Source organism: Gordonia sp. JH63 (assembly GCF_009856645.1).
GTDB lineage: Bacteria > Actinomycetota > Actinomycetes > Mycobacteriales > Mycobacteriaceae > Gordonia > Gordonia hongkongensis.
Window position 1 is genome coordinate 2,562,986 of sequence record NZ_CP047235.1, and the last position, 17,920, is coordinate 2,580,905.

At 68.1% G+C, this 17,920-nt stretch carries 15 protein-coding genes; 9 read left to right on the top strand and 6 right to left on the bottom strand.

The window, feature by feature from the left end:
• The first annotated feature begins 9 nt into the window (after positions 1 to 9).
• Both metH and GR168_RS11595 read left to right on the top strand, forming a co-directional pair.
• Entirely contained in the window at positions 10 to 3,600 is a 3,591-nt protein-coding gene (metH, locus tag GR168_RS11590; RefSeq protein ID WP_159370762.1) for a methionine synthase, read from the top strand.
• 38 nt (positions 3,601 to 3,638) lie between these two features.
• Positions 3,639 to 4,406, top strand: coding sequence for a crotonase/enoyl-CoA hydratase family protein (locus GR168_RS11595; protein ID WP_159370763.1), 768 nt, complete (start codon positions 3,639 to 3,641; stop codon positions 4,404 to 4,406).
• Positions 4,407 to 4,871: 465 nt separating this feature from the next.
• On the opposite strand, the gene GR168_RS11600 is transcribed toward GR168_RS11595, so the two are convergent.
• The 3 genes from GR168_RS11600 to GR168_RS11610 all read right to left on the bottom strand — a co-directional run bounded on the left by GR168_RS11600 (position 4,872) and on the right by GR168_RS11610 (position 9,080).
• Complete coding sequence (locus GR168_RS11600; protein WP_203235919.1) at positions 4,872 to 6,227, bottom strand: IS110 family transposase; 1,356 nt, start codon at positions 6,225 to 6,227, stop codon at positions 4,872 to 4,874.
• A gap of 65 nt (positions 6,228 to 6,292) precedes the next feature.
• Complete coding sequence (locus tag GR168_RS11605) at positions 6,293 to 7,939, bottom strand: HNH endonuclease signature motif containing protein (protein WP_159370765.1); 1,647 nt, start codon at positions 7,937 to 7,939, stop codon at positions 6,293 to 6,295.
• 217 nt (positions 7,940 to 8,156) lie between these two features.
• Positions 8,157 to 9,080: a manganese-dependent inorganic pyrophosphatase gene (locus GR168_RS11610; RefSeq protein WP_159370766.1), complete on the bottom strand. Its 924-nt coding sequence runs from the start codon at positions 9,078 to 9,080 to the stop codon at positions 8,157 to 8,159.
• A gap of 137 nt (positions 9,081 to 9,217) precedes the next feature.
• On the opposite strand from GR168_RS11610, the gene GR168_RS11615 reads away from it, so the two are divergent.
• A complete protein-coding gene (locus GR168_RS11615) occupies positions 9,218 to 10,648 on the top strand; it encodes an MFS transporter (RefSeq protein ID WP_159370767.1) in 1,431 nt (476 codons plus the stop codon).
• Here GR168_RS11615 and GR168_RS11620 read toward each other — a convergent pair.
• The gene (locus GR168_RS11620; RefSeq protein ID WP_068970058.1) at positions 10,561 to 11,415 is read right to left on the bottom strand and encodes an alpha/beta fold hydrolase; all 855 of its coding nucleotides are present in this window, start codon (positions 11,413 to 11,415) and stop codon (positions 10,561 to 10,563) included. The two genes, GR168_RS11615 and GR168_RS11620, sit on opposite strands and share 88 nt — an antisense overlap.
• Positions 11,416 to 11,533: 118 nt before the next feature.
• Between GR168_RS11620 and GR168_RS11625 the strand changes: the two genes are divergently transcribed.
• From GR168_RS11625 to hisG, 5 genes are all read left to right on the top strand, one after another.
• Positions 11,534 to 12,004: a CinA family protein gene (locus GR168_RS11625; protein ID WP_068970059.1), complete on the top strand. Its 471-nt coding sequence runs from the start codon at positions 11,534 to 11,536 to the stop codon at positions 12,002 to 12,004.
• 64 nt (positions 12,005 to 12,068) lie between these two features.
• A complete protein-coding gene (locus tag GR168_RS11630; protein ID WP_159370768.1) occupies positions 12,069 to 12,869 on the top strand; it encodes a helix-turn-helix transcriptional regulator in 801 nt (266 codons plus the stop codon).
• 80 nt (positions 12,870 to 12,949) lie between these two features.
• Entirely contained in the window at positions 12,950 to 13,621 is a 672-nt protein-coding gene (locus tag GR168_RS11635) for an HAD family phosphatase (protein WP_159371903.1), read from the top strand.
• The gene (locus tag GR168_RS11640) at positions 13,618 to 13,881 is read left to right on the top strand and encodes a phosphoribosyl-ATP diphosphatase (protein ID WP_014926729.1); all 264 of its coding nucleotides are present in this window, start codon (positions 13,618 to 13,620) and stop codon (positions 13,879 to 13,881) included. The genes GR168_RS11635 and GR168_RS11640 overlap by 4 nt, the downstream gene beginning before the upstream one ends.
• 89 nt (positions 13,882 to 13,970) lie before the next feature.
• Complete coding sequence (gene hisG / locus GR168_RS11645) at positions 13,971 to 14,816, top strand: ATP phosphoribosyltransferase (protein WP_065632205.1); 846 nt, start codon at positions 13,971 to 13,973, stop codon at positions 14,814 to 14,816.
• A 78-nt stretch (positions 14,817 to 14,894) separates the two neighbouring features.
• On the opposite strand, the gene GR168_RS11650 is transcribed toward hisG, so the two are convergent.
• Together GR168_RS11650 and GR168_RS11655 are read right to left on the bottom strand one after the other, a co-directional pair.
• Positions 14,895 to 15,740: a thioesterase family protein gene (locus tag GR168_RS11650; RefSeq protein ID WP_159370769.1), complete on the bottom strand. Its 846-nt coding sequence runs from the start codon at positions 15,738 to 15,740 to the stop codon at positions 14,895 to 14,897.
• A 67-nt stretch (positions 15,741 to 15,807) separates the two neighbouring features.
• On the bottom strand, positions 15,808 to 16,692 hold the full coding sequence (locus GR168_RS11655) for a RecB family exonuclease (protein ID WP_159370770.1): 885 nt from the start codon (positions 16,690 to 16,692) through the stop codon (positions 15,808 to 15,810).
• A 203-nt stretch (positions 16,693 to 16,895) separates the two neighbouring features.
• Between GR168_RS11655 and GR168_RS11660 the strand changes: the two genes are divergently transcribed.
• On the top strand, positions 16,896 to 17,726 hold the full coding sequence (locus GR168_RS11660; protein WP_159370771.1) for a tRNA (adenine-N1)-methyltransferase: 831 nt from the start codon (positions 16,896 to 16,898) through the stop codon (positions 17,724 to 17,726).
• Positions 17,727 to 17,920 lie beyond the last annotated feature (194 nt).

Sequence of the window (17,920 nt, forward strand, 5' to 3'; positions counted from 1 at the left end):
CTGTCAACCATGTCCCCTGACTTCTCCGGAACCGATCCACGCGATTTCGACACGACATTTCTGTCGGCGATGTCGCGTCGGGTACTGATCGGCGACGGGGCGATGGGCACCATGCTGCAGGCCGCGGATCTGACGCTCGACGACTTCCGTGGCCTCGAGGGTTGCAACGAAATCCTCAACGACACCCGGCCCGACGTCCTCGAGGGCATCCACCGTGCGTACTTCGAGGCCGGCGCCGACGCTGTGGAAACCAACACCTTCGGGTGCAACCTGTCGAATCTGGGCGATTACGACATCGCGGACAGGATCCGGGAGCTGTCGTACAAGGGAACGGCGATCGCGCGCGGCGTCGCCGACGAGATGGGTCCCTCGACCGACGGCACCGACCGTTTCGTCCTGGGTTCGATCGGGCCGGGCACCAAGCTGCCCAGCCTCGGCCACACCACGTACGCGGTCATCCGCGACGCCTACCTGGAATGCGTCATCGGCATGCTCGAGGGCGGTGCCGACGCGATCCTGATCGAGACCTCGCAGGATCTGCTGCAGGTGAAATCGGCGGTGGTGGCCGCCCGCCGTGCGATGGAGCGGGTGGGCCGCAAGATCCCGATCATCTCCCACGTCACGGTCGAGACGACCGGCACGATGCTCCTCGGCTCGGAGATCGGTGCCGCGCTGACAGCGCTGGAGCCGCTCGGTATCGATCTGATCGGCCTGAACTGCGCCACCGGTCCCGCCGAGATGAGCGAGCACCTGCGGTACCTCTCCAAGCACGCGCGCATCCCCGTGTCGGTGATGCCCAACGCCGGTCTGCCGGTCCTCGGAGCCAACGGTGCCGAGTACCCGCTGACGCCCGAGGAACTCGCGCAGGCCATGTCGCAGTTCGTGGGGGAGTTCGGTCTGCAGTTCGTCGGCGGTTGCTGCGGCACGACACCCGAACACATCCGGCAGGTAGCGGACGCGGTGTCCGAGGTGACCCCGGCGACCCGGACCCCGGAACACGAGTCGGAGACGTCGTCGCTGTACTCTGCGGTGCCCTTCGACCAGGATGCCAGCTTCCTGGTGATCGGTGAGCGCACGAACACCAACGGCTCGAAGGCCTTCCGCGAGGCGATGATCGCCGAGGACTACCAGAAGTGCCTCGACATCGCGAAGGACCAGACCCGCGACGGCGCCCACATGCTCGACCTCAACGTCGACTACGTCGGTCGCGACGGGGCCGCCGACATGACCGCTCTCGCCAGCCGGTTCGCGACCTCGTCGACGCTGCCGATCATGCTCGACTCCACCGAGCCGGAGGTCATCCGAGCCGGTCTGGAGTCGCTGGGCGGGCGCTGCGCGGTGAACTCGGTCAACTACGAGGACGGCGACGGACCGGACTCGCGGTTCACCAAGATCATGCAGCTGGTCGTCGAGCACGGGGCGGCGGTCGTCGCGCTCACCATCGACGAGGAGGGGCAGGCGCGTACCGCGGACTGGAAGGTCCGGGTGGCCGAGCGGCTGATCGCCGACATCACCGGCAACTGGGGACTCGCCGAAGAGGACATCATCCTCGACACGCTGACCTTCCCGATCTCGACGGGTCAGGAAGAGGTCCGACGCGACGGCATCGAGACCATCGAGGCCATCCGCCGGCTGCACGAGGCCCACCCCGACGTGCACTTCACGCTGGGCATCTCGAACATCTCCTTCGGGCTCAATCCCGCTGCGCGACAGGTGCTCAACTCGGTCTTCCTGCACGAGTGCGTACAGGCCGGCCTCGACACCGCGATCGTGCACGCGTCGAAGATCCTGCCGATGGCCCGGATCCCGGAGGAGCACCGCGAGGTCGCCCTCGACCTCGTCTACGACCGGCGACGCGAGGGCTACGACCCGCTGCAGAAGCTCATGGAGCTGTTCGAGGGTGTCTCGGCGGCCTCGGCGCGTGAGTCGCGGGCCCAGGAACTGGCGAAGCTGCCGCTGTTCGAGCGCCTGGAGCGCCGGATCGTCGACGGCGAGCGCAACGGTCTGACCGACGACCTCGACGAGGCGATGACCCAGGTCCCGCCGCTGTCGATCATCAACGACACGCTGCTGGCCGGGATGAAGACCGTCGGCGAACTCTTCGGTTCGGGCCAGATGCAGCTGCCGTTCGTGCTGCAGTCCGCCGAGGTGATGAAAACCGCGGTGGCGCATCTCGAGCCGCACATGGAGGCCACCGGCGAGGACGGCAAGGGACGCATCGTCCTCGCCACCGTCAAGGGCGACGTGCACGACATCGGCAAGAACCTCGTCGACATCATCCTGTCCAACAACGGCTACGAGGTCGTCAACATCGGCATCAAGCAGCCGATCGCGACCATCCTCGACGTCGCCGCGGACAAGCGGGCGGACGTCATCGGGATGTCCGGGCTGCTGGTGAAGTCGACCGTGGTGATGAAGGAGAACCTCGAGGAGATCAACTCCCGCGGGCTCGCCGACGAGTACCCGGTCCTCCTCGGCGGCGCCGCGCTCACCCGCTCCTACGTCGAGAACGACCTCTCCGAGACCTACGAGGGCGACGTGCACTATGCGCGTGACGCTTTCGAGGGGCTGCGCCTGATGGATGACATCATGGCGACCAAGCGGGGCGGGGGACCCGACCCGGACAGCGACGAGGCGAAGGCCGCGGCGGAGAAGGCGGCCGAACGCAAGGCTCGGCACGAGCGATCGAAGCGCATCGCGGCCAAGCGCAAGGCCGCCGAGGAACCCGTCGAGGTGCCGGCCCGCTCGGATGTGGCTGCCGACAACGAGATCCCGACCCCGCCGTTCTGGGGGTCGCGGATCGTCAAGGGCGTCCCGATCGCGGACTACATGCAGCTCCTCGACGAGCGCGCGCTGTTCCTGGGTCAGTGGGGTCTTCGGGGCGCCCGCGGTGGTGACGGGCCGTCGTATGAGGATCTCGTCGAGACCGAGGGTCGTCCGCGACTGCGGTATTGGATCGATCGCCTGTCGACCGAGAACATCCTGCAGCACGCCGCGGTGGTCTACGGGTACTACCCGGCGGTCAGCGAGGGCGACACCGTCCACGTGCTCACCGAGCCGGAACCGGATGCGCCGGTGCGGTTCAGCTTCACGTTCCCGCGTCAGCAGCGGTCGCGGTTCCTGTGCATCGCGGACTTCATCCGGTCCCGCGCCGACGCGAAGGCGGCCGGCAAGGTCGACGTGCTGCCGTTCCAGCTCGTCACCATGGGACAGCCGATCGCCGACTTCGCCAACAAGCTGTTCGCCGACAACGCCTACCGCGACTACCTCGAGGTGCACGGCATCGGCGTGCAGCTGACCGAGGCGCTCGCCGAATACTGGCACCAGCGGGTGCGCAGCGAACTCGCGTTCGGCGACCGCACGATGGCCAGCGAGGACCCGGAGAACGCCCAGGGCTTCTTCGATCTCGAATACCGCGGCGCGCGTTTCTCGTTCGGTTACGGCGCCTGCCCCGACCTCGAGGACCGCGCGAAGATGATGGAGTTGCTCGAGCCAGGGCGGATCGGCGTCGAACTGTCCGAGGAGTTGCAGTTGCATCCCGAGCAGTCGACCGACGCGTTCGTGTTGCACCATCCGGAGGCGAAGTACTTCAACACCTGACGTACTTCGCCACCGGATCGAGGGACGGGGGACAGGCGATGACGGTTCTGGAGCGGTCCGAGGGGCCGGTGCGGATCATCGGGATCGACCGGCCGGATCGGCGCAACGCCGTCGACCGCGCGACCGCCGATGCGCTGGCGGATGCCTTCCGGCGGTTCGACGCCGACGACTCGGTGTCGGTCGCGGTGCTCTACGGCGAAGGCGGGACCTTCTGCGCCGGAGCCGATCTCAAGGCCATCTCGGACGGTGACCCGAATCGGGTGGCACCCGACGGTGACGGCCCCATGGGTCCGACCCGGATGACGTTGTCCAAGCCGGTCATCGCGGCGATCTCCGGGCACGCCGTGGCCGGCGGACTGGAGCTGGCGCTGTGGGCGGACCTGCGTGTGGTCGGCGACGACGCCGTCTTCGGGGTGTTCTGCCGGCGCTGGGGCGTCCCGCTGATCGACGGCGGCACGGTCCGTTTGCCCCGTCTGATCGGCGAGAGCCGGGCCATGGATCTCGTGCTGACCGGCCGGGCGGTACCCGCCGATGAGGCCCTGTCGATCGGGCTCGCCAATCGCGTCGTGCCGTCGGGGACTGCGCTACCGGCCGCGATCACGCTGGCCACCGAGATCGCCGCGTTCCCGCAGACGTGTGTGCGGCAGGACCGGTTGTCGGTCCTCGAGCAGGACGGCCTGAGCGCGGATGCGGCCATCGCCAACGAACTCCGACACGGCATGGTCTCGCTGGCGTCCGACACCCTGGCCGGCGCAAGCAGATTCGCCGGCGGCGCGGGCCGCCACGGTGAGGGCGTGGGGAGCTAGACGATCCGAAGAATGCGGAACGTCTCGACGCGCCAAGCTACTCACCAGCCCCTGCTCCCGGATCCGAAAGAACGCCCTGCCCCTGCTCCCTGAGGAGCGCCCGGAGCTTGCGGAGGGCGACGGCCGACCAACCCCGCTCCCTGAGGAGCGCCCGGAGCTTGCGGAGGGCGACCAACCCCGCTCCCTGAGCAGCCTATGAGGGTTTGTGTCAACAGGGTCCTGTGATGGGTGTGGGCGTGGGGGTGTGGCCCGGCGGCCGGTGGTGGCTGCGGGATGGATGATGGTGGGGTTTTGGATGGCCGGGGTCGTTGCCTGGCGCGGGCTCTACCTAGCGGTCAAACGGGTTGGTACCCAACAGCCTTCATTCGAGCTTGGTTCGCGCCGGGGTGGGACTGCTCAGGCTCAGGGTCGGGCTTATGTGCCCAAGGAGCAGCGAGCTTGTCCCGGCCGGAAGGGGTTTAGGGGTCAGGCGGCGGTCCTTTCTACGGGTCGGGTACGGCCGGCAGCGATGTCAGGGTTCCACGGCGTGGCGGTGGTGATGACGACGTATAGCTGCCGCAACAGAGCCGCGGCGATCGCTACCCGGGCCTGGTTGGGGTTGAGGCGGTTTGCTTCTCGGCTGGTCAGGTGCCGATAGCGGGCGGCGTATACCTCGTTGTGGGTCAACGCCGCGAACGCCGCTCGCCAGGCGGCGACCCGCAACAGCGGCCGGCCACGACCACTGATGCGGGTGGCGCCGCGGTAGGCGCCGGAGGAGTTCTCCCGGGGGCATAGTCCGGCATGTTTGACTACCGCCCGCGCCGAGTCGAAGCGGGTCAGGTCACCGGTTTCGGCGAGGATCGCCGCCACCGAGACCGCCGATACTCCGGGAATGGATCCGGCGAGTTCGTGCAGGCCCAGCCCGGTGAGGACCTCGATCATGGCCGCCTCGACCTGCTCGCAGGCGGTGCGGGCGTGGTGAAAGTCGGCCAAGGCGTAGCGGGCCCGTTCCAGCGCACCGGCCTCGGCGGTGATCGTGGTCTCGGTCTGGACGGCGAAAGCGGCATCGACGATCGCGACCAGGATGCGGGTAGTGACCCGACGCCCACCCCAGCAGGGCAGTTCGGCGCGTACGTGTTCGCGGAGCCACGCCACCGCCTGTTCCCGGCTGCCCTGGGCGGTCAGGGGTGTCGGGTCAGCGCCGATGACGGCCATCGCGGCCAGCCAGGTCACCGATTTGAACGGTTGCCCGGCGCAGTCAAGGGCGTGGGGCCAGGCGCCTTCGAGGAGGTCGCGGGCTTGTTGCTGCGCCGCACCACGGCGGGTGAGTTGCTGGGATCGGCGTACGCCGAGGTGACGTAGCCGGGTCCATTGCTCGTCGGCGTGTTCGGGCAGATAGATATGAAGTTGGGTGGTCAGCCGTGCGATCAGCAGGGCGTCTTTGTCATCGGATTTGTCGTGGGTGAAGTCTTCGGTCTCTCGGGCCCGTGCCACCGCGATCGGCTGCACACACACCATCTGCACCCCGACCGCCGCGGTCAGGTCTCGGACCGTTTTCCAGCGATGCCCGGTCGGTTCACACGCGATGACGATGCCGGCAAACCCGGCAGCAGCAGCGGCGGTACGGCTCCACTCGATCGCGGTGGCCAACTGTGGTGGCGCGCAGTGAAACGTGCGGCGCGCCACGATGCGGGAGTCGTGATCGACCACCGCGACGACTTGTTTGTTCGATGCCAGATCGATCGCTGCGACCGCGTGGTCGCGGCGCACGATGCCCCGGAACCGGGTCAACCGATCGTTCCGACGCTTGTCTCCACGACTCAAACGACTAGCCTTAGACATTGACATCCTCCTTTTGTGGTTGGGATAACCAAGCCCCTTATGACCACATCAGGAGGATGTCCCAGTTACCAGCCCTTCCAGCTATTACTAGCAGCGCCCGGAGCTTGCGGAGGGCGACCAACCCCGCTCCCTGAGGGTTGGAGCTGTCGTTGGCCGGGTCGGGTTGGTCTCACGTCGATGACGTGGCTGGTTCTCGACCATGAGCGACGCGCGTCGTCGTGGTGCCGGTTGTTCGGGCGCGCGTGATCACCGGACCGCGTTGGTGGTCCGTGGATCTGTTCGCGCACGGTGTTCAGGTGTTGTGTGAATCGCCGGGGTATGTCGGGTCGGCGGTTGAGGCGTTCGGGGTTGGGTGGTGCGCCGGGTTCGGCGTTGAGTCGCCAGAGGCAGCGGCCTTCGTCGGGTCCGGACCGGGCGATGCGGGTGGTGTACTGCCCGGGTTGGTCACCGACCATGCGGTTATGACGGGGACAGGCTGGGGCGAGGTCGTCGATGTCGGTGAGACCACCCTTGGCCCAGTCCTTCTGGGCGTGATGAAGCTCGACGTGGGTGGCGGGCTGATCACACCCGGGCGTCGAGCACACCTCGCCGTCGGGGCGGGCGAAGGAGACGAGGCGTTGTTCGCGGGTGGCGAGTCGTTTCCCGCGCCCGAAGTGCAGCGGGACGGCGGTGGCGTTTTTGAAGATCGCCAACCACGGTTGGACCTCACCGGCCATCGCGATCAGGTCCGGGATGGGCAGCACGGTGCCGGTGGCGGTGGTCGCGAGTCCGGCTTCGCGGATGAGGTCGTTGAGGTCGGCTTTGACGATCAGTTGCACGGGCAATCCGCGGTGCGACTTTCCAAGGGTCCCGTCGGCGAAACCTGCGGCCAGGGCGGCGTCGAGCGCGTCGTGATTGATCTGCGCGGGAGTACGGCTGTCACGGTCGGCTGCGGTGGTCAGGGCGTCGGGGTCAGCGGTCCCGGCGGGTCCGGACGGTGAGTGGGGGTCGTCGGGGTTGTTGAGTCCGGGTTTACCCCAGACCGCGAACATCATCGTCAACCGGGCGGCGAGTTCGGGGGTGAGGGTGCCCGAGATCTTGGCGGTGCCATCGGCGCGTTGCCGACCGATCCACAGGTTGCGGCGTCGTTTCTGGTCGGTGTCATCAGCCAATGTGCCGTCGGGATCGAGGTGTGCCAGCAGCCGGGCACCGAGTTGGGTGATGTCGGCGGGTGTGTGGTCGGTGGCGATCTCGGCCATCTGTCGCTCGGCCGCGACTTTCACGTCGTGGTCGATTCCGTGGGGAATCTGGTCGAGGACATCGAGGGCGGCCTGCACGTGCGCGGAACCGACCGCTCCTGCGGCGAAAGCCTCAGCCAGGGTCGGGTTTTCGGGTTCCAGTATGTCGCCGCCGAGGCTGGTGCGGGTCGCGGTGGCGTCCATTTGCTTACGGCGTCGCATCGGGTTCGACACTCGTAGCCGGTGGGTCATGTACTGCATGAGTGTTCGGCACCCGGCTTTGCGGGGCAGGTCGCGGGCCTCGACCTGATCGATCTGCCGGTCACCGGCAACAGTCAACCGTGCGATCGCTTTCTCGGTATCGGCTGCCACTTCGGCCAACTCGGCATCGGTGCACGGCCCCAGGTTGACCGTCTGCAACTCGTCCACGATGCGGTGGAGGTCGGCAATCAACTCGACGGCACGCGGCTGCGGCGTCGCTGATCCGTCAGACATGGCCACCCCCCAAGTACCGTAGCTGCGAATGTACGTTCGAGTTTACACCACAGCCGGCATCTCGCAACCCGAAAGTTTCTGTTGTGCAACGGTATTCGTCGGGACAACTTGTCGGTGCTGTGTGGTAGATGGGGGGCGCCTGTTTGCGTTGTCCTCGAATTATGTTGTTACGAGTCCTCTCTCGACAGCGGATGTGCGCGGGGAGGCCAGAGACCGCTCAGACGTCCAGCACTTCGGTCAACTGCGGGACGATCTGCTTCTTGCGCGAGACGACGCCTTTGCCGAAGGCATGGCCGTCCGCCACGGTGACCCCGAGTGCCTGTTCGACCGCCGAGGCGGGTTCGCCGACCACCAGCAGATCCGAGTCGGCCTTGATCACATCGGTGATGAGCAGGAGGTAGAGGTCGTAGCCGGCTGCCTCCTTCTCGGCGGCCATCGCCGTCAGGAACTCGTCGCGGCGTGCGAGCACCTCGGCGGAGTCGACCGTGGTGATCTGCGAGACCCGCACCGTCTTCGGCCCCATTTCGAAGCTCTTGGAGTCCCGTCCGATGATCGCCGACACCGGCTCGTCGCCGAGCGCGGTCCCGGCCCGTAGAAGCGCGTCGCCGTACTCGTCGACGTCGACGCCCGCGATCGCGGCGAGCTCCGCGGCGGCGGCACGGTCAGCGTCGGTGCAGGTGGGGGAGTTGAACAACAGGGTGTCGGAGATGATCGCCGACAGCATGATGCCCGCCTCTGGGCGCGGGATCTCGACCCCGTTCTCCGCATACATCCGGGTGAGGATCGTGCAGGTGCATCCGACCGGTTCGACGCGCATGTACAGCGGCGCAGCCGTCTCGAAATTGGCGATCCGATGGTGGTCGATGACTTTCAGGACGGTCACGTCGGTGATGTCGGCGACGCTCTGCTGGCGCTCGTTGTGGTCGACGAGCATGACCTCCGCCGGCGCGGCCGTTTCGATGACGCGCGGTGCGTCGAGTCCGAAATGGTCCAAGGCGAAGGCGGTTTCGAGACTCGGCCGGCCCAGGGCGACGGCCTCGACATCGCTGCCCAGCGCGGCTTCGAGGTGGGCGAGGCCGATCGCAGCCCCGATGGCATCGGTGTCGGGGTTGCGGTGTCCGAACACCAGGATCTTCGACATGGGACCTCGGCTTTCTCCTCGGCGGTGCGCGTGGGCCCAGACTACGACGATCCCGGCGCCTCGCGGTCTCGTTCCCGGTGGGCATGATCCTCACCGGGTCGGCGCCTGCCCCGGGGTCGGCGTTCTACATTGGCTCCATGTCCACGACCGGGCGTCGATGCGTCATCCTGGTCGTCTGCTGTCTGAGCATGTTCCTCGTCGGCCTCGACATCTCCGCGGTCAACGTGGCGCTGCCGTCGATCGGTGCCGATCTCGACGCCACGCCGTCTCAGCTCCAGTGGGTGGTCGACTCGTACACGCTGGTCGTCGCGAGCCTGCTCATCCTCGGCGGCACCACCGGCGACCGGCTTGGTCGCAGACGCATCTTCGGGGTCGGCCTCGCGATTTTCGGAACCGGGTCGGTGCTCTGCGCGGTGTCGCCGACACCGGAGGTGCTCATCACGGCCCGGGCCGTCCAGGCGGTCGGTGGCTCGATGCTGAACCCGGTGGCCCTGTCGATCGTGACCACTGTGTTCACCGAGCCGAAGGCGCGTGCGCGGGCGATCGGGTTGTGGGGAAGTGCATTCGGGGCGAGTCTGGCCTTCGGCCCGGTCGTCGGTGGTGCGCTGGTCTCCGGCCTGGGCTGGCAGGCGATCTTCGTGCTCAATGTCCCGGTGTGCGTGCTCGCCCTCGTTCTCAGCCGGCGGTACGTCCCCGAGTCGAGGGCGCCACAGCCTCGACGGGCCGATGTGGTGGGTCAGCTGTTGATCCTCGTGCTGTTGGGAACCGTGACGTTCGGGATCATCGAAGGGCATGTGCTGGGCTGGGGGTCCGGCGTCATCGTCGGCTGTTTTGCGGTCGCTGCGTGCTCGTCTGTGGTTCTCGTCTGGTACGAGTTGCGCCGCGACGAGCCGCTCCTGGACCCGCGGTTCTTCGGCAGTGTGCCGTTCACCGTCGCGGTCGTGTGCGCAGTCATCGCGTTCGCGGCGACCGGCGGGTTCCTGTTCCTCAACACCCTGTACCTGCAAGAGGTACGCGGACTGAGTCCGCTCGGCGCGGGTCTGAGGCTGATCCCGATGGCTCTGGCCGCCGCGTGCTGCGCGCCGGTCTCGGGACGCCTCGTCGCCGCGCGGGGGTCCCGGCCGCCACTGTTCGCGGGCGGGATCGGGATGGCCGCGGGCGGAGTGCTTCTCCTCGGCGTCGGACCGGATACCCCGTTCACCTACCTCGGCTCGGCCTACCTCGTGTTCGGCATCGGCTTCGGACTGGTCAACGCGCCCATCACGAATGCCGCGGTGTCGGGCATGCCGCGGACCCAGGCGGGACTCGCCTCCGCGATGGCCTCCACCGGGCGCCAGGTCGGGACGGCGCTGGGCGTGGCGGTGTCCGGTGCCATCGCGTTCTCTGGACGGGTGGGAACGGTGGCCGACGACCTGAGCGCCACCGCACGACCGTTCTGGATGGTGGTGTCACTGTGCGGCATGGCGATCGCCGTGCTGGCCTATCTCGCCACCGGCGCCTGGGCGGAACGAACCGCCGTGCGCACACGCGACCGCGTCGAGTCCCGATCGGGCTCCTGGACGGCGTGAGATTCCCACCATCGCGCGATCAGCTCGACGATCCCGTCAGGCGTCCGCGTCCATCCGAGGTGCGTCGCGACGCCCCCGGCCGGACCGTCGGAGGCCCGGTAACACAGTGTCGACATCGCGTCCTTGTCGAACGCCGCGTCGTAGGCGTCCGCGGCGCGGCCGGACACCACCTCGTCGTCGTGCAACCGGATCGACAACGCTCGCACCGCGATTCGGGAGTCGAGTGCGAACGGCGCCCACCCGGTCAGCACCATGCGCGCCCATTCCCGCATCAGCGTGCGCGGCGTCGGACCGCCGAAGCCGCGTCGTGGCCACCGGCCGAGCACCGCCGCGACCGGCGTCACCGACGCGGCCAGTGCGGCGAGCGGGATTCCGCGTGCGCCGTAGTGTCGGAAGTGGGGGACCGAGGCGCCGATCGCCACGATCCCGTCGGGAGCACGATCGGTCCGTGACGTCACGATCGCTGCCAGCTGTGCACCCAGGCTGTGACCGAGCACCAGGACCCTCGTCTCCGGGGTTTCGGTCCGGGCGGCGGTCACGGCGTCGGCCAGGTCGTCCGCCTCGTCGGCATAGGACCAGTCGGAACGTCGAGACGGTGGCTCGCTTCCCTCCTCGATCCCTCGCCGAGGGACGATCACGACGTCGAATCCGGCTCTGCTCAGGGCCTCCGTCAAGCGCCGGTACACACGCGCCGGCACTCCCATCGCCGGCGAGATCAACACCGTCGTGTGCCGTGTGCGAACGGGGTCGTTCTCGATGCGGGTCATGTCCCCAACGTCTCGCACCCGCGCCGCCGGCACCACTACCTACCAGGTAGTCGTTTCACGGCGCGGCCCTGTGGATACCAACCAGGGATGGTCGACGCGGACACGGAGGGAGCGACAGATGTCGGATGTGAGTGACTTCTCGGAGACCTGCAAGCGCGTGGCGGACGCCGCGATGGAAGCGGGCGTTCGGATCGCGGTCGCCGAATCGCTGACCGGCGGGAACCTGGCAACCGAACTGAGCAAGGCGCCGAACGCGGGTACGTGGTTCCGCGGCGGGGTCGTGGCCTACCACAAGGACGTCAAGTACGACCTGCTCGACGTGCCCGAGGGGCCGGTCGTGAGCGAGACCGCGGCGCGCGCGATGGTGGCGTCGACCGCCCGGTTGTTCGACGCCGACCTCGTCGTCGCGGTGACCGGTGAGGCCGGTCCCGAACCCGACGAGGCGGCACCGGGAACGGTGTGGTTCGGACTGGATCACCGCGGCCGCGTCAGCGCCTCCCGGGAAGTGTTCGACGGTGAACCCGAAGAGGTCCTCGCCCAGACGATCGGACACTCGTTGGAGTTGCTCGAGTCCTGTCTGCGGTCTTGATCGCCGGACGACCGTTACCCGTGAGGTAGTCGCCGCGCTCCCGCCCGGGACCTACCATGACCCCATGACCGTCGAGGTGGGAAGCATGCTGCGGCAGTGGCGCTCTCGCCGCTCGCTGAGCCAGCTGGATCTCGCCTACGAGGTCGGTGTCTCGCCGCGTCACCTCAGTTTTGTCGAGACCGGCCGGTCACGCCCGAGTCCGGCGCTGCTCGAGGCGCTCTCCGAGCGGCTCGATGTTCCACTGCGAGAACGAAATTCGCTGCTCCTCGCTGCGGGGCACGCACCCCGCTACAGCGAGGAACCGCTCGACTCGGACACGATGGCCCACGTCCGGTCGTCTGTCCAGCGATTGCTCGACGCCCACAACCCGAACATGGGCATGGCGCTCGACCGGACCTGGAACGTCGTGCTGGCCAACGACACCGCGCTCACCCTTCTCGAGTTGTTGCCGCCCGAACTGCAGACCGGACCGGTCAACCTGTTCCGGGTGTCGCTGCATCCGAACGGATTCGCGCGGGCCACGCACAACTTCGACGAGTGGGCGACCTACCTGCTCGAGTTGCTCCGGCGGATGGCGCGGATCACCGGCGATCCGCGCCTCGCCGACCTCGAACGGGAGGTCTCGGGGTATCCGACCGTCGCCGCACTCGACGGACGCCTCGCCCGCGACCGTGCCGGAGTCGGGGGACAACCGCAGTTGCTGGTGCCGTTCCGGCTCACCCTCGGCGACCAGGTGCTGTCGTTCTTCAGCACCCTCACGACGTTCGGCTCCCCACGCGATGTCACCCTCGAGGAGCTGACCATCGAGCTGTTCTACCCCGCCGACGAGCCCACCGAGCGGTGGGTTGCGATGATGCAGGGGTGACCGACACCGCCCCCGACGTCTCCACCGCCGGCCCCACCTCACCCTCGGGTGCGCGCCTCCCCGCTGCCGTGCTGTGGGACATGGACGGCACGCTGCTCGACTCCGAACCGATCTGGGACGTCGCGATGGCGGAACTGGCCGCACGGCACGGCATCGTCATGTCACCGGAACTCCGCGAATCCACTCTCGGGAACTCGCTGCCGGACGCATTGGCGAAGGTGCACGACGCGGCCGGTCTGTCCGCCGCGGAGCGCGATCCGGAGGCCGACGGACGCTGGACCCTCGATCGGGTCGCCGAACTGTTCGCCGACGACCTGCCATGGCGTCCCGGTGCACCCGAAGCACTCGACCTGGTGGCCGGGGCAGGGATCCCGATGGTGCTGGTGACGAACACGGTGCGGGAGCTGACCGAGGTGGCCCTGGAGACCATCGGGCGTGAACGCTTCACCACGACGGTCTGCGGCGACGAGGTGGCGGTGGGCAAACCCGCGCCCGACCCCTACCTGCGCGCGGCGGAACTGCTCGGTGTCCCGTCGGCCGACTGTCTGGCCGTCGAGGACTCGCCGACCGGCGCCCAGGCGGCATCGGCGGCCGGATGTCCGACGCTCGTCGTCGAGTCCGCGGCACCGGTCGAGCCGGGTCGGCTGCGCGTCTTCCGGACCAGTCTGGTCGGGCTGGACCTCGACGATGTCGCCGGTGCATGGACCGGCGGTCTCGCGCGCATCTCGACATGCAAAAATGAGGAATCGTGAAGACTTTCGAGGAGCTGTTCGCCGAACTCAGCGACAAGGCGCAGAGCCGTCCCGAGGGTTCGGGTACCGTCGCCGCCCTCGACTCCGGTGTCCACACCCTGGGCAAGAAGATCATCGAAGAGGCTGGTGAGGTCTGGCTCGCCGCCGAACACGAATCCGACGAGTCGCTCGGCGAGGAGATCTCGCAGCTCGTCTACTGGCTGCAGGTGATGATGATCAAACGGGGACTGACGCTGCAGGACGTGTACCGACATCTGTGACCGGTTGACCCGGTCCGGACTCAGTCCACACGACACAGTTCTGCTCCATCCCCGCGCCCGCAGGCGCACTCCACGAAAAGGACAACGAGATGCTGAGAGTGGCCGTACCCAACAAGGGTGCGCTCTCCGAATCCGCGTCGGCCATCCTCTCCGAGGCCGGCTATCGCCGCCGGACCGACGCCAAGGACCTCACGGTCCTCGACAACAACAACGACGTCGAGTTCTTCTTCCTGCGTCCCAAGGACATCGCGATCTACGTCGCCTCCGGCCGGCTCGACCTGGGCATCACCGGACGTGACCTCGCCCGCGACTCCGGTGCCGAGGTCGGCGAACAGCTGGCCATGGGCTTCGGCTCGTCGACCTTCCGTTACGCGGCTCCGGCCGACCAGCAGTGGGCAGTGGCCGATCTCGCGGGCAAACGCATCGCCACGTCGTACCCGAACCTCGTGCGCGAGGACCTGGCCGGTCATGGCATCACCGCCGACATCATCCGGCTCGACGGTGCGGTCGAGATCTCGATCCAGCTCGGTGTCGCCGACGCGATCGCCGACGTCGTCGGTTCCGGTCGCACGTTGCGTCAGCACGGCCTGGTGGCGTTCGGTGAATCGCTGTGCGACTCCGAGGCGGTCCTGATCTCCCGACGCGACGCCGACCTCACCAAGGCCGAACGGCAGTTCGTCGCCCGAGTGCAGGGCGTGGTGTTCGGACAGCAGTACGTGATGATCGACTACGACTGCCCCCGTTCGCTTCTCGATCAGGCGTCGGCGCTCACGCCGGGCCTCGAGTCGCCGACCGTGGCGCCCATGGCCGACCCGGACTGGGTCGCGGTCCGCGCAATGGTGCCCCGCAAGGACCACCAGAACCTCATGGACGAGCTGTCCGAGCTCGGCGCCAAGGCCATCCTGGCGACGGACATCCGGTCCTGCCGGTTCTAGCGGAGGCAGATCCACCCATTTTCGGCAAACCCACCAGCTGCGAGCTGGTGGGTTTGCCGATTAGTGGTGGGTTTGTGGCTATTGCACCGCGCTGAGCATCACCGTCTGGGCCGACCGGCCGATGTGGCCGGAGGCGTCGTAGAGGTCGGCGAAGGTGCTGCCGAACCCGTCCGGACCGGCGATCATGTGGGCGTCGATGCCGACCCACGGTCCGCTCGGGACGCGCGTCAGGTGCACGGTGGTGTCGGTGTTCATCCACGTCCACCGATTCGGGCGGAGTCGGGTGCCCAACCCGTTGGCGACGTCGATGACGGTGAACATCGACTCCAGGTCCTCGGTCTTCTCGTCGGCGACGAGCGGGATCGCCGGCCGCAGCCACACCGCGGGAGTCGAGCCGTTGCGCCCCTCGGCCCGGACCGACTCGATGGTGCCGATGAACCCGAGGGTGCCCCAGTCGACCGCCTCGCCGTTGTCGTCGGAGAAGCCGATCACCGCCTTCGACTCGTCCGGTCCGGGCGTCAGGGGATCGGGACCGTTCGCGATCTCGGCGGTGTCGGCGACGCGGAGCCGCCACCCCACCGAGCGGGCGGCGGCGCGGAACGTCCCGTCGGCCTGCTGCACCTGCAGTTCGGTCTCGACGAGGCTGATCTGGCGGCCCGGCCGCACGACCCGGGCGACGACCCGGTTGACGCCCAGCCCGACCGGGCCGAGGATCTCGGTGGTCACGCGTGTGAAGTGCTGCGCCGGGTCGGGCTGGCACCGCAGCAACGACCGCATCAGGAGGGCCGACGGGGGACCACCGTGCTGCATCGTCGGCGACCACACGCTCAGCGTCGCCTCGGTCGGGCGGAAGTACTCGAAGTCGCCCTCGTCACGGGCAGCATCCGACGGGGCATCGATGGGTTCGTAGTACGAGTTCTCCACCCGAGTCACTCTATGACTGCCGACATAATGGGTCGGGGCGGGGGCGTCCCGCGGACGTCGGGGCTGCTCAGGCCGCGAAACCCGCCGGGGGACCGGGGTACGGCGGGATGACGCCCCCGAACTCCGGACACCGGGCGCGGTGCTCACAGAACTTGCACGACCACGACTTCTTCGGCCGGAAGTCGCCCGAGGCCACGGCCGTGCGGATCGCCTGCCAGATCGCGCGCAGGGTGCGCTCGAAGCGGAGCAGCTCGTCACGGTCCGGGCGATAGATCAGCTGTTGCCCGTCGGAGAGGTACATCAGCTGCAACCGGGCGGGAACGACTCCGCGGGTGCGCAGGATCGCGAGCGCGTAGAACTTCATCTGGAACAACGCCTTGGCCTCGTACGCCTCACCCGGCGACCGCCCGGTCTTGTAGTCGACGACGCGTATCTCGCCGGTCGGCGCGACGTCGATGCGGTCGATGAACCCCCGCATGAGCATGTCGTCGGCGTCGATCTCGACGTGTTCCTCCACCGCGTCGGCGTCGAAGGCGGTCGGGTTCTCCATCGTGTAGTAGGTGGCGATCAGCTTGTGCGCATCGGCGAGGAACGCGGCCTGGCCGCCTTCGCCGATGACCTTCGCAAGCTCGGGGTCGCCCTCGCACATCGCGGCCCAGGCGCCTTCGACCAGCAACTCGGCCGAGTCCTGCGTGCGGAGCTCGGCCGGGAGGTCGAACAGATTCTCCAGCGCGGCATGGACGACGGTGCCCCTGGTCTGCGCGGTGGTGGGGGTCTCCGGGAAGCGGTCGATCGCACGGTAGCGGTAGAGCAGCGGGCACTGCTTGAAGTCCGCGGCGCGGGACGGCGACAGCGCCAGCGGGCGCCCGACGATCCCTCGCGCATCCGCGTCGGGGCCGTCCGGGGTCCCTGTCGGGGTCGTGCTGGGGGAGGCGTCTCCGACTCCGGTCATCGTGCTCACCCTTCGCAGGGTAGGCGCCGGGCCCGACAGTCCGAGGTCCCGACACTCGGGTCCGCTCGCCGGCCACCCGGGCGGCGCCCTCCCCGCAGCGACACGAGGCAGGACCGGGCCACCTCGTCGGGTAACGTCCACACGGCCCACGAACCCCTGCGCCGAGTCGCGCGGGTTCGGATCGTTCACGAGAGGAAGCACCAGTGCCCACCACCGGACCGTTCGTCGTCGGCGACCGGGTTCAGCTGACCGATGCCAAGGGGCGCAAGTTCACGGTGCTGCTCGACGAGGGAAAGCAGTTCCACACCCACCGCGGTGCCATCTCCCATGACGACCTCATCGGTTCGCCCGAGGGCAGCATCGTCTCCGCGACCAGCGGTACCCAGTATCTGGCGCTGCGCCCGCTGCTCGTCGACTACGTGCTCTCGATGCCGCGCGGGGCCCAGGTCATCTATCCCAAGGACGCCGCCCAGATCGTCCTCGAGGGCGACATCTTCCCGGGCGCCCGCGTCCTCGAAGCCGGTGCCGGCTCCGGCGCGCTGACGTGTTCGCTGCTGCGCGCGGTCGGTGCCGACGGAGAGGTCGTCTCCTTCGAGATCCGGGATGACCACGCCGAGCACGCGATCCGCAACGTCGAGACCTTCTTCGGGGGACGGCCGGACAACTGGCACCTCACCGTCGACGATCTGGCGAACGTGGATCGGAACGAACGGTTCGATCGCGTCATCCTGGACATGCTCGCGCCCTGGGAACCGCTCGACGTCGTGCGGACCGTGTTGAAACCAGGCGGGGTCTTGACGGTCTACGTGGCGACCGTCACCCAGTTGTCCCGGGTGATGGAGGCCCTGCGCGAGCAGGAGTGCTGGACCGAGCCCCGGGCCTGGGAGACGCTCCTCCGCGAGTGGAGCGCGGTGGGCCTCGCGGTGCGTCCCGAGCACAAAATGCAAGGCCACACGGCTTTTCTGATCACGGCCCGGCGCCTTGCCGACGGCACCACCACACTGCGTCCGCAGCGCCGTCCGAGCAAGGGCTGAGCCCGGTCGCGGAGCAACGGCCCGTCGCCGAGCTGTGCGGTGAAACATCGCGAATACGTTGCGAAGACGCACATTTAACACACCGTCAACACCGGCGATTGCGCGGTGGACGGCGATTCGCCGTCTCGGCCGGTAGCGTAGGGATACGGCGCGAGCATTCCGATCGAGGGATCGGGTGATTGCCGGCGAGAGGA